This window comes from Pontibacter sp. E15-1, assembly GCF_022601975.1.
In the GTDB taxonomy this organism is placed as follows: Bacteria; Bacteroidota; Bacteroidia; order Cytophagales; family Hymenobacteraceae; genus Pontibacter.
In genome coordinates, this window is record NZ_JAKVIR010000043.1 from 1 (window position 1) to 12,845 (window position 12,845).

Below are 12,845 nucleotides of genomic sequence, written 5' to 3' on the forward strand. Positions count from 1 at the left end.
ATGGGGTGATAAAAAGGCGAAGTCAGGTTCCTTTATGAACAATTTGCAGCCCAAAAGATGAATTTTAAACATGCTCTGACGGGGAAGCTTTTAGCAAAGACTTATTTCTACTTTTTAGCCCAGTAATTTTTTGACGCTCCACAACCTGCCGAGCAGGTGAACATCATGACGTTTATACCCATTCACTTTCAAATCACTTTATGAAACTTAACGCTTTACTACCATGGCAACAGAAATGAACAGAAGAAATTGGATCAGGTCTAGTGCCCTGATCACGGCCGGTTTATACATGGCCGGTCTGCCGCAGCTGGCGAAAGCCACAGCGCCCTCCAGGCTCCTTATGCCGCCCCGAGCGGATATGCACAAGATTCTGGCGGACCTGCCGCGCATGCAGGCAAGGCTCACCTCCAACGAAAACCCTTTTGGGCCATCAGACAAAGCGAAGAAGGCACTAGTGGGTGCAGTGGACGAAAGCTGCCGCTACCCCCGTGAGCGTATCATGGCCTTGCGCGCCGCCATTGCCAAGGAGGAGGGCGTGTCGGAAGAGAATGTGCTCCTGGGTGCCGGATCAAGCGATTTGCTGCTGGCTTCCGCGCTGCGCTACTCCGCAAACGGTGGGACGATCCTGTCTGCCGACCCAACCTACGCGTCCCTGATCAGGTCGGCGATGGAGGTGGGGGCCAAGTGGGAGAAAGTGCCGCTCACGAAAGATTTCGCACACGACCTGACCGCAATGGAAAAGAAGGTAAACGACGAAATCAGCCTGGTGTATGTCGTAAACCCCAACAACCCGACCGGCACCATCACGCCAGCAGACAAGCTCCGGGCTTTCTGTGAGGCGGTAGCGAAGCGCAAGCCCATTTTTATCGACGAGGCCTATATCGATTACATGGAGAACCCGAAAAGCCAGTCGATGGTGGATTTAGTGCGAAAAGGGCAGAATGTGATCATTGCACGCACCTTTTCAAAGGTTCATGGCTTTGCCGGCCTGCGTGTGGGGTATGCCATCGCGCAGCCCGAGGTGATCAAAGAGCTCAGCAAATACACTAATGGGGGCTTTAACCTGAGCGCAACCTCCGCCAGCGCTGCCCTCGCCAGTCTGCAGGACAAGGAGTTTACCAAGTACTGTGTACAGAAAAACAAAGAGGCAAAGGACTTTACCTACAGCGTGCTCAAAAAGGAAGGCTATACCTACCTGCCTTCCCATACCAACTTCATTATGTTTCCGCTTAAGATGGACGGCAAGAAATTTACCGAGGAAATGCTGAAGCGGGGAGTGGGACTCCGCAGCTGGGAGTTCTATGACCAGCAGTGGTGCCGGGTGAGCATGGGCACGATGGAGGACATGAAGCTATTCGCCGACGCCTTCAAGCAAATTTCGTAACTCCTGGAGCGCTGTATAACATAGCATGTACGTAGTTGCTTCATGCTTTAAAACTGAGTGATTACTTTAAAAAGCCCTTCCCGAACTGCTCAGGAAGGGCTTTTTTTGGGGCTTTTAAGTGCCGCAAGGTATAATTGCCTGTAGCGAAAGAAATCGGATCGGGTAATATTGAACAATACTGTGTAGGCACTCACTTAATCTGAAAATAAAATCTAGCAAATTTACTAAATTAAAATCCGTTTTTAACTGCAGGAAAGTAGCAATGGAGGTATGTTTTTATAGAGATTTAGGTTGTGTAGGGCTGGTAAAATAAAAAAGTCCCTGGCGGATTACCACCAGGGACTTCAAGTTTGGCTAAAGCGTTGCGTAGAATAAAATCAATTTATTTGTCGAGCACTACGGTGTTGTTTATTAGATAATTCCCGGATTCTGTTTCCAGATTATACACCTGTCTTACTGTTTTGTGCGTTTGGGGCAGTTGCGCAGCCACTTTGTATTCCCTGAAGCCGTGCCGGGCGCTATCGTAACGGTACAGGATGTCGCCTTCTTTGATTTGACGCATTTCCTTTTTGCCCGCTTTGGTATAAATCGGGTGGTTTCCGGTGGCTTCAATCTCTATGGGAACAGCGGCCGCCCAGGCTCCAGCCGACGCGAAAATTTCTTCGGTGGGCAGCAGCACCAGTTTTATGGTAGGTATGCCTTCCGCTTTAAAATGCGCCTGCAGGCCCGTCACGGTGGTTTCGCGGGTGGTATGCGCAGCCAGGTCAAAGGACCTGATTTTATCGCCTGCCTGTACCCGCTCTATGGGTATGGCGGTTCCGTCTGCCAGCGTTACAAGAGAACCGGCCGGAAAGCAGAAGTCATAGTCGCCATCCTCTTTTGCGACCGTGCTGGTGCCTTTGCCTGCATTGGCATGCTCGCGGGAATACTCTCTGGAAAGGGCAAATGCCAGCGTAGACAGGAAGCCGGGTTCCTTTTCCCCGTTATGCTTCAGCTCATCTATATAATAGTCCCATACCTGCTTGTCTGCCCCGGTTCCGGGGATGCACACCTTAATCATTTTGAGGGATTTGGGTGTGGCGTATACAGCCATTGTCCCGACTTCGTCCCTTGCTGCCCCTTTTAGCAGCTTATACATATAGATTTTCCTTTCCACACCGTCGCTGTAGTTAAACACATAGGGCTTTGCCTCACGGTCCAGCACATAGTTGCTTTCAAGCTTTAAATAGGTGTCCTCCTCCGGATTGCGGAGATCAAAAGAGGCGATTTTTTTGTAGTCCTCCAGCGTGAGCGCCTGCGTTGCTGCCTGCCCAAACCCGTCTGATGCGCTGCTTAGGATCATTCCTGCCATTAACAGCAAAGGAAGAAATTTATTACCACGGCCATTGAAGTGTGATAATATAAAATAAACAAGTTTTGTGGTTTTTGAAGTCATACAGGTAAATTTTTAAGTTAGAGAATATGTAAAACAAGTATTTATCAAGTATACATATAAATTTATAATAAAAAATTAAATATGGGTATAAAATTTAAGGGGGTGTTTCTGAAAAATTTAAGTTTTAATTAAATAATCTTAAATTTATAGTGGGTAATTGGGTAATCACCAAAAATCATGGAGTAATCACTTTTGTAAATTGGGTTTTCATGAAATCTTTAAAAATAAATCAATAATAAATGGCTTATAATTTGAAATTTTTAAAATAAATGAAAAATATATGTAAATATTTTAAAATTTAATTTGCAACTGTAAATTTTGCAAGCTAATATTGAGAAATCAGATTTCCCGGTATACGCGTTCCATGCGTAGGATAATATTAATACGGCTTGCTCTGTAGTATGGCAATCGCCTGCCGTTTTATCCTTTGTATTTTTACTTATCCACTTTAAATTTTACCATAATATGAGCAGAACTTTACTCTCAGTAATGTTGATCTGGCTATTGCATAGCAGCTATGCAATGGGGCAGAACCGGATAGTTTCCGGGAACGTGACCGCACAGGAAGACGGCTCGCCATTGCCTGGCGTGAGCGTGGCCCTGAAAGGAACGACCATCGGTACAGTGACGGGCATCGAAGGGGACTTCAGCCTGTCGGTTTCGGAAGCGGGCGGCACGCTGGTGTTCTCGTTTATCGGGATGATGCGGCAGGAGATCCCCATCGGAAACCAGGCTACATTCAAGGTGGTGCTGACACCCGATTCGAAGCAGCTTGCCGAGGTGGTGGTGACTGCCTTCGGTATCGAGCGGGAGAAAAAGGCCCTTGGGTATACCGTGCAGGAAGTGAGCGGCGAAAAGCTGGCCGAGGTGAAGTCTTCTAACGTCGTGAATAGCCTATCGGGCCGGGTGGCCGGGGTGCAGGTGAGCAGCAACGGCGGACCGGGCAGCAGCTCTAACATCGTCATCCGGGGTATGGGCTCGGTGAGCCGGAACAACCAGCCCCTGGTGGTGATCGACGGCGTGCCGATCCAACAGTCGGGCAACAACCAGTATGGCGGTGGCATCTCTGAAGTCAACCCCGAGAACATCGCGTCTATGTCTATCCTGAAAGGCCCGAACGCGGCAGCCCTCTACGGGTCTCGTGCCGCGAACGGGGTTATCCTGATCACGACAAAAAATGGGTCCGGGGCAAAAGGAATCGGGGTGGAGCTGAGCTCTAGCGCCACGTTTGAGCGGCCTTTGGTGAAGCCGGGTTTCCAGAACACCTATGGCGGCGGCAACGGCTACCGCACCTGGTACAGCAACGGGCGTAGCGGCGCCATCACCGACCCGCTTGAGATAGAGCAATACCGCGCAGCCTACGGACCCAACGCGCCGCTGAGTGGCACGGCAGGCACCGACGAAAGCTGGGGCGCGCCCATGGACGGACGCCTGGTGCGGCAGTGGTGGACGGGCACAGACGTGGCCCCCCTCACGCCGCAACCCGATAACTGGGATGAGTTCTGGGACACGGGCAAAACCTTCTTCAACTCAGTGGCGCTTTCCGGCGGCAACGATCTGGGCAGCTTCCGCCTGTCTGTTGGCCGCCTGGACCAAAAGGGCATCATGTATAACAACGATTTCAAGCGCAACAACATCAGCCTCAACTCAACCTACAACCTGATGCCAAAGCTAAAGGCAGTGGTGAGCGGGGAGTACATCCAGTCGGAGTCCGATAACCGCTCCTACCAGTCGGGCCAGCAGTTCATCTGGTCGCACCGCAGCGTATCCTGGGAGCAGCTGCGGAACTGGCGCGATTACCAGGATGTGCACATCCAGAAGGCGGGCGATGATTTGCCGGCAAACTGGCAGCACACCTTCTTCACCAATCCGTTCTTTCTGCAGGATGCCCTGACCAATGGCAACAACAAAGACCGTTTGCGCGGAAACGCCGCGTTAACCTACAGCTTTTCGGACAGGCTCAGCCTGATGGTGCGCAGCGGAACGGACCTGTGGTCGGATACCCGGATTAACGTGAGCGGCTGGGAAAGAACCTCGAACGGCAACCTGCTGTTTGGGGCCTACAGCGAAGAGGTGCTCCGCAACCAGGAGACCAACCATGACGCCATCCTGAGCTATAAGCAGGATGTTACGCCGGATTTATCCTTAAGCGCGCAGGTGGGTGGCGTATACCGCAAGAACTACTTCAAGCGAAACTATGCCGCCGTAAGCAAACTGGTAATCGACGGCCTGTACACGCTCAACAACAACGCGGTGCCAAACACAGACCAGAGCACCATCGAGGAGTTTGCCATGCAAAGCCTGTTCGGGGCGGCACAGTTCAGTTTTCGGGACGTGCTGTTTCTGGATGTGACCGGCCGGAACGACTGGTCTAGCACGCTTCCTACCAACAACAACTCTTTCTTTTACCCTTCTGTGTCGTTGAGCGCGGTGGTAACGGATCTGCTGAATATCAATAGCAATGTGCTGTCGTTTGCCAAGCTGAGAGCCAGCTGGGCGCAGGTAGGCAACGATGCGGACCCCTACCAGCTCTACCAGCTCTACGATGCGCAAACCCCCTGGGACGGCACATTGCCTGAGTTCAGCGAGAGTACCGACATCAACAACGCGAGCCTGAAGCCTGAAATTACCACAGGTACTGAGGTTGGGGCGGATGTCCGGTTTTTAGGGGGCAGAGTAGGTATAGACGCCACCTACTACGAGCAAAGCACCAAGGATCAGATTCTGGGCGTGGAGATATCGAAGGCGAGCGGTTACAACCGCCGTTTCCTGAACGCCGGCGAAGTAACAAACAAAGGCGTGGAGGTGATGCTGACTGGCACGCCCGTGCAGCTGGGCAATGGCTTCCAGTGGGATGTGTCGGTGAACTACGCCCGCAACCGGAGCAAGGTGATTGAGCTGGCGGAGGGCCTCACAACTTATACCCTGTATTCCAGACGCGGTATGTCGTCAGAGGCGCGGGTGGGGCAGGCATACGGCACGTTCTATGGCACAGCCTTCCTGCGCTCGCCGGAGGGGGAGATCGTCTACAAGAACGGACTGCCGCAGACGGCCACTGGCCAGCAGGTGCTGGGCAACATCCAGCCAGACTGGATCGGCGGGCTTTCAAACGCATTCACTTTCAAGGGTATCACGCTGAGCGCCCTGGTTGATGTGAAGAAGGGCGGTGACATTTACGATGAGGGAACCGGCACCGCCCGCTGGACAGGGCAGTATGCCGAAACCGCCGTGGGCCGTGAAGAAGGCGTGATCGGGAAAGGGGTGAAAAACATAGGCTCGGAGGAAGCGCCCGTGTATGTGCCCAACGACGTGATCGCCGACGCCAAGCTGTTTTACAGCTACAACAACCCCCGCACGTACCACGAGTCGGCAATCATCGACGCCAGCTACGTGAAGCTGCGGGAGGTGAGCCTGGGCTACATGATTCCCGGCTCCCTGACGCGTAAAATCAGGGCGCAATCGGCCAAAATATCTTTCGTGGGCCGGAACGTTGCCATCCTCTTCAAAAACAACCCGCACATCGACCCGGAGGTAGACTCGCAGGGCGGCAATGCGCAGGGCTTCACCTACGGCCAGTTGCCAAACAGCCGCAGTATGGGTGTGAACCTGGATGTGAAGTTTTAGTCAGATGTCTTACTTTTTAACGGATTAGCTATATGAGACTATACCATAAATTCATCAAAGCCCTTTACATTATCGCCGGCTTGTTTGTGGCCACTGCCTGCACCGAGGATTTCGAGCAGATGAACATTAGCCCGAACCAGCCCACCGCAGTGAGTTCGGCAGTGCTGCTGCCTGCCGGCATCGAGTCGAGCGTAGACCGCTACTGGGGCCACCGCAATCGCTTCGAGCGCATCAACCTGGACGGCGGCATGCTGTGGGTGCAGTTCCTGGCCCGGAACATTTACTCCGACGAGGGAGACAACTACAACATGAGCCCGGCCTACTATACCAACAACTGGAAAGGCTTTTACAACGATGCCCTGCTCAACTTTCAGCGGATCGTTATACAATCGGGCCCAGAGGGCGCGGTGCCCAACACCAATTACGAGGGCATAGGCCTGGTGATGCGCTCCTGGGTTTTCTCGCTGCTCACCGATCTGTATGGGGCCGTGCCGTACAACGAGGCCCTACAGGGCACAGCGCAGACGCCCATTTATACCCCCCAATACGATTCGCAGGAGGCCGTGTATGCGGGCTTGCTCAACGACCTGAAGCTGGCGAATGAAAAGCTGGTGGTAGGTGGCCCGAAGGTGACTGGCGACATCATGTTCAACGGCGACATCCTCCGCTGGAAAAAGTTTGCCAACTCCCTGCGCCTGAAGCTGGCCAACCGGCAGGCGGCCAAAAAGCCAGCGGAGTCGAGCGCCGTGATGACCGAGATTGTGAGCGACCCCGTGACGTACCCGATCTTCACGAGCAACAGCGACTTTGCCGTGTTAAACCACTCCAGTGTGCGGCCAAGCAACAACGAGTGGCACGAGGTGATGGTGCAGGGCGGGCGCACGGACTGGAACCTGAGCAAAACGCTGGTAGACAAGCTGCAGGCGCTAAACGACCCACGGCTCACGGTGTATGGACAGGCCGTAGACGGCAAGTATGTTGGCGTGCCAAACGGTTTGCCAGATGCCATCGCCACCACATACCTGGCAGGCAGCGCCAAACTCGGCACCTACTTTATGCAGCCCACCACGCCAAGCCCGATCATGACCTACGCGGAGCTGCTCTTTACACTGGCAGAGGCGGCGCTGGACGGCGATATCCCCGGCGATGCCCAGACTTACTACCAGCAAGCCATGGAGGCCTCCTTCGACCAGTATGACCTGACCATACCGGACGATTACCTGGCTGCGGCCGGTCCGGCAACCAAAGAGAATATCCTGACGCAGAAATGGATTGCCTTGTTTGGGCAGGGGATAGAGGCCTGGACGGAATACCGCAGAACAGGCTTCCCCGTTTTGCCGCCAAAAGACACGCGCGCCTTGTTTATGAACGACGGCGTGATGCCAACGCGGCTGCAGTACCCTTCGTCGGAGTACTCCCTGAACGCGGCGCAGCTGGAAGCGGGCATCGGGCTGAACGGGGGCATTGACGACAGGAAGACAGCCATGTGGTGGGTTGAGTAAGCCGCCAGAATTTTTTTTACACACTTTAAACGACCGAAAGATGAAAGTTATCCATACCAGAAACATACTCCCCGCGCTGCTGGCGCTCTGCATTTTCCTGATGAGTTGTGAGAAAGAAGACGCAATGGTGGTAGACCGGGTGGAAGCGCCCGTGCTGATTACCATTACAGGGGTATCCTTTGAGGCAAGTGAGCCGGTAAACGTGACGGCCACCGTCTATGAGCTCGATAAAAGCGGGATACTGGACCATACTGTAGGCATCGACTCCATACCTGTAGCCAACCTTTCCCTTAAAATCGTGGCCAACGGTATAGCGATGGGCGAGTATACCACAGACGCCGTCGGTAAGGTAAACCTGACCAAAAGCTGGGGCGAGCTCGGCTTCGCTTCTCCGGAAAAAGGCAACGCCGCGCAACTGGAGTGGTCCGGGAGCTACAAAGGCCAGGCCTTCACCAAACTGTCGCGGGTGCAGGTGAAGTAGGGGCAGGTTTTCAGAACAAGCCCCTGAGCCCTAACCCTGTTTAATATAAAGTCCAAAGGTAAAAGTCCTGACACTCTCCGGAAGGTCGGGGCTTTTTTTATCACTCGGGTTTCCAATCCGGCCCAGTGTTTATCCTATAGCAAGTATAGAATTTATTTTTTGGAGGAAAATCTAACTGCTGTTACGAAAACCCCTCTTTTGTCCCCCTTCAAAAGCATGGCTGTTACATTCTCTTCTTACTGTCATCCTGAAAGAATCTTGGTAGAAAAGTGCTCCTCAGCAAGTAGCAATAGCTTAACTTGCCGGGGAAAGGGCTCTCTGTTTCTGCTACATTTCTTTACAGCATTACAGGTAGAGAAGTGCCTGATTTGACTTGCATGAAAAGGCCCTGCCTCCTTTAGTGGTACAACTTTAACGAACTGCGCTGCTCTTTTGCGCAACGCCCGATCTAGTACCTACGCAGGGCGATACCCTGTAGCGTGGGTAATTGTAGAAGAGGGTGGGGGATGCGCAAATGTCTACATTTCCCCGGTTCACTCTACAAATTCCTTCTGCCCCAGTATAACCCCTGTTGTCACTTCAGAATAAATTCACTAAACTTATGGCTTGTATCCAGGCACGATGTCGCAACTATTGCTGTTTAAGGAGAGTGATTACTCAGAGAATTGCTGTTTCAGACCACGCGGCGGCCTTTTGCCAACACGACCCACGCACCTACGCATTGAAAACACATTTGCACGCTTTTTTTTTCAGACAAATAATCATTCACAACAGCCCAATACCCATCAGATAATGACGAAGGTTTCACTAAAAAGCGCATTATACCTCTGTATACTTTGCGCCATCACCCTGGCCTCTTGCAACAACAAGCGGTCCGGCGATCCCCGTGTGCTGGTCTTCAGCAAGACGAGCGGCTACCACCATGCCTCCATCGCAGCTGGCAACGTTGCGCTGCAGAAACTGGGACAGGAAAACGGCTTCCAGGTAGACACCACAACCAACGCCGCTTATTTCCAGGAAGACTCTTTGGCCAAATACGCAGCCGTGATTTTCCTGAGTACCACCGGCGATGTGCTGAACAATTACCAGGAGGCCGATTTTGAGCGTTACATCCAGTCAGGTGGCGGTTTTGTGGGCATCCACGCGGCCGCCGACACCGAGTATGGCTGGGGATGGTATGGCAGGATGGTCGGGGGGTATTTCGAGAGCCACCCCGAGCAGCAGGAGGCCGTAGTACATGTGGTAGACGCCGACAACCCCGCGACCAAGCACCTGCCAAAGGACTGGAAGCGAAAGGACGAGTGGTATAACTACAAGCAACTCAACAAAGACAACAAGGTGCTGCTCATGCTGGATGAGAAAACCTACAAAGGGGGCACCAACGGCGACAACCACCCGATTGCCTGGTACAAGGAATTTGAGGGAGGCCGCACGTTTTATACCGGTTTGGGCCATACCGATGAGTCGTACCAGGACGCTGATTTTATGAAGCACGTGCTGGGCGGCATTAAGTACGCCATGGGCAAAAATGAGAACCTGGACTATGAGAAGGCTGCCTCTCAGCGCGTGCCGGAAAGCGACCGTTTCGTGCAGACGGTACTGAACAAGGGGGGCTTCTACGAGCCGACGGAGATGGCGATCCTGCCGAACCTGGACATCCTGGTGGCGCAGCGCCGCGGCGAGCTGATGCTCTTTAGCAAGGAAACAGGAGAAGTGACGCAGGTAGGCGCACTGGACGTGTACCACAAAACTACAGTGCCCGACGTGAACGCCGAGGAAGGCCTGATGGGCCTGGCCGCTGACCCTAACTTCAGCAAGAACAACTTCATCTACATGTATTACAGCCCGATGGACACCTCTGTGAACCGCCTGTCGCGGTTTGTGTACAAGAACGGCAAGCTCGACATGAAGTCGGAGAAGGTGATGCTGCAGCTCTACTCGCAGCGCAATATCTGCTGCCACACCGGCGGTTCCATTGCCTTCGGGCCCGGCAACATCATGTATTTGTCTACCGGCGACAACTCCACGCCTTTCAACGAAAAGGGGCAGCCTTACGTGAACCACGGCTACGCGCCTCTGGACGACCGTCCGGGGCATGAGCAGTATGACGCCCGTCGGTCTTCGTCGAACACCAACGACCTGAGAGGCAAGATTATCCGCATTAAGGTAAAAGAAGACGGCACCTATACCATCCCGGAGGGCAACCTGTTCCCGGGTAACAACCCCAAGACGCGCCCCGAGATTTATACCATGGGCCACCGCAACCCCTACCGCATCTCGGTAGACCAGAAAAGCGGGGCCCTGTACTGGGGCGAGGTAGGCCCTGATGCCGGTGCCGACAGTCTGGACGTGCGCGGCCCGAGAGGGTATGACGAAATGAACCAGGCACGCAAAGCCGGTAACTATGGCTGGCCGTTGTTTATCGGTGACAACTACCCGTACCACCGTTATGATTACGCCACAGGCAAGACCGGGCCGCTATATGACCCAGCCAAGCCTGTGAACGACTCTCCCAACAACACTGGTTTGCGGGAATTGCCAGCCGCACAACCCGCCATGATCTGGTACCCGTATGCGGAGTCTCCGGACTTCCCGGAGGTAGGCACCGGCGGCCGCAACGCCATGACGGGCCCTGTCTACTATTCAGACCTCTATCCGGAGGATACCCGCTACTCGTCTTACTACGACGGCAAGCTGTTTATATATGAGTGGATGCGCGGATGGATAAAAGCCGTGACTATGCTGCCAGACGGCACCTTCGAAAAGATGGAGCCCTTTATGCCCGGCCTGAAATTGGCTGGTGCCATCGATATGGAAGTGGGCCCGGACGGAAAGCTATATATACTGGAGTACGGCTCAGGCTGGTTCGCCAAAAATGCGGATTCCGGCCTGTCGCGCATCGACTACCTGTCTGGTAACCGTCCTCCGAATATCGCCAGCATCACGGCTGACCGCATGAACGGCAAAGCGCCGCTTTCCGTGACCGTGAAAGTAGAGGCGAAAGACCCGGAGAACGACAAGATGCGCTATGTATGGAAGGTGGACAAGGAAGTGAAAGAAACCACTGAGTCAACGCTTACCCATACCTTCGCGGCCAAAGGCGACCATACCATCAGCGTGGAGGTGTTTGACACGAACAAGGCATCCTCCAAGAGCGAGGAGCTGACTGTTTACGCCGGAAACGAGCAGCCGCAAGTAGCCATCACGCTGCAGGGCAACAAGAGTTTCTATTTCGATAACCAGCCGGTGCAGTACCAGGTGAAGGCAACGGATGCAGACAGCGAGATAGACCCCGCCAACCTGTACATCTCCACAGATTACGTGCAAGGCAAAGACCTGGCCGGTGCCTCAATGGGCCACCAGGTGGTGTCGGAAGAGATGCTGGGCAAGAACCTGATGCTGAGCCTGGATTGCAAGGCCTGCCACGCCATCAACGACAAGTCGATAGGGCCGTCGTACACGGAGGTGGCCAAGCGCTACGCAAAAGAACGCGGTGCCCGTCAGCACCTGATCGAAAAGATCATCAAAGGCGGAAGCGGCGTTTGGGGAGAGGCGGCCATGCCTGCGCACCCGAACCTGAAAGAGGGCGATTCGCGCCAGATCGTGCAGTGGATCATGTCGCTCAACAGTGACGGCAGCACCCGCAAGTCGTTGCCGGCAAGCGGCGAGATTGTGCCGAAGCCAGACCCGAACAAGAAGGACAACACGGTGCTGAAGCTTGTCGCCACATATACCGACCAGGGCGGAACCGGCATTAAGCCTTTGTCTGGCGGCACGGTGGTATACCTGCGCAGCAGCGCCCTCGACGCAGCCGATTTCACAACTGTGGAAGGCTTTAACAAAGTCGAGTTTGGCGGAGCCACCTACCTTATACTGCCAGGGGCACAGGGCTGGGCCAAAACGCCGCAACTCGACCTCACCAATATCGGCAGCGTGGAACTGATGGGAATCGGAAACGGGCAGGAAAGCCAGTATAACTTTGAAGTGCGCCTGGACAAGCCAACCGGACAGAAGATCGGGGAAGGCCAAATGCGCCTGAGCGGTGAGCGGCAGCCAAACACCACCACCATCGCACTACAGCCTGTTACCGACAACAAGATGCACGATTTCTATATCGTGGTGAAGTCAGTTGAGGGGACCTCAGGCCAGAACCATGTGCTGAAGACAGTGCGCTTTATACCCCAGTCCGGCGCATCAGCGTCCTCTGGAAAGAAATAAGCACCGCCACACAGTAACCTAAAAAAGGCAACGGCTTCTCAGTTTTGGGAAGCCGTTGCCTTTTTTAGGTATGGCCTGCCAGGTATACATCCGACTGGCTGGCAATTTCCGCCTGGCAAGCCTTATTTAGGGCGCAAGGCAATAGCATGAGGAAGAGTATACATACAGAGGCCAACGGTATTTACACCGCGGTCGATAGGC

The 12,845-nt window shown here is 53.8% G+C and carries 6 protein-coding genes; 5 read left to right on the plus strand and 1 reads right to left on the minus strand.

Features of this window, described 5'->3' with window-relative positions:
* Nucleotides 1-223 precede the first annotated feature (223 nt).
* Nucleotides 224-1,384: a pyridoxal phosphate-dependent aminotransferase gene (locus tag MKJ04_RS21760; protein WP_241644164.1), complete on the plus strand. Its 1,161-nt coding sequence runs from the start codon at nucleotides 224-226 to the stop codon at nucleotides 1,382-1,384.
* Between the two features lie 382 nt (nucleotides 1,385-1,766).
* On the opposite strand, the gene MKJ04_RS21765 is transcribed toward MKJ04_RS21760, so the two are convergent.
* Entirely contained in the window at nucleotides 1,767-2,726 is a 960-nt protein-coding gene (locus tag MKJ04_RS21765; RefSeq protein ID WP_241644165.1) for a Hint domain-containing protein, read from the minus strand.
* 558 nt (nucleotides 2,727-3,284) lie between these two features.
* On the opposite strand from MKJ04_RS21765, the gene MKJ04_RS21770 reads away from it, so the two are divergent.
* The 4 genes from MKJ04_RS21770 (at nucleotide 3,285) to MKJ04_RS21785 (ending at nucleotide 12,644) form a co-directional block, all read left to right on the plus strand.
* Entirely contained in the window at nucleotides 3,285-6,443 is a 3,159-nt protein-coding gene (locus MKJ04_RS21770; protein WP_241644166.1) for a SusC/RagA family TonB-linked outer membrane protein, read from the plus strand.
* A 32-nt stretch (nucleotides 6,444-6,475) separates the two neighbouring features.
* The gene (locus MKJ04_RS21775; protein WP_241644167.1) at nucleotides 6,476-7,945 is read left to right on the plus strand and encodes a SusD/RagB family nutrient-binding outer membrane lipoprotein; all 1,470 of its coding nucleotides are present in this window, start codon (nucleotides 6,476-6,478) and stop codon (nucleotides 7,943-7,945) included.
* 40 nt (nucleotides 7,946-7,985) lie between these two features.
* Nucleotides 7,986-8,426 (plus strand): hypothetical protein, encoded by a 441-nt coding sequence (locus tag MKJ04_RS21780; protein ID WP_241644168.1) that lies wholly within the window; start codon nucleotides 7,986-7,988, stop codon nucleotides 8,424-8,426.
* Nucleotides 8,427-9,218: 792 nt separating this feature from the next.
* Nucleotides 9,219-12,644, plus strand: coding sequence for a ThuA domain-containing protein (locus tag MKJ04_RS21785; protein WP_241644169.1), 3,426 nt, complete (start codon nucleotides 9,219-9,221; stop codon nucleotides 12,642-12,644).
* Nucleotides 12,645-12,845: the final 201 nt, after the last annotated feature.

Bases quoted from the DNA above. Each gene is read 5' to 3' on its own strand.
- MKJ04_RS21785 (WP_241644169.1), top strand. From the start codon at position 9,219: ATGACGAAGGTTTCACTAAAAAGCGCATTATACCTCTGTATACTTTGC.
- MKJ04_RS21775 (WP_241644167.1), top strand. From the start codon at position 6,476: ATGAGACTATACCATAAATTCATCAAAGCCCTTTACATTATCGCCGGC.
- MKJ04_RS21770 (WP_241644166.1), top strand. From the start codon at position 3,285: ATGAGCAGAACTTTACTCTCAGTAATGTTGATCTGGCTATTGCATAGC.
- MKJ04_RS21760 (WP_241644164.1), top strand. From the start codon at position 224: ATGGCAACAGAAATGAACAGAAGAAATTGGATCAGGTCTAGTGCCCTG.
- MKJ04_RS21780 (WP_241644168.1), top strand. From the start codon at position 7,986: ATGAAAGTTATCCATACCAGAAACATACTCCCCGCGCTGCTGGCGCTC.
- MKJ04_RS21765 (WP_241644165.1), bottom strand. From the start codon at position 2,726: ATGATCCTAAGCAGCGCATCAGACGGGTTTGGGCAGGCAGCAACGCAG.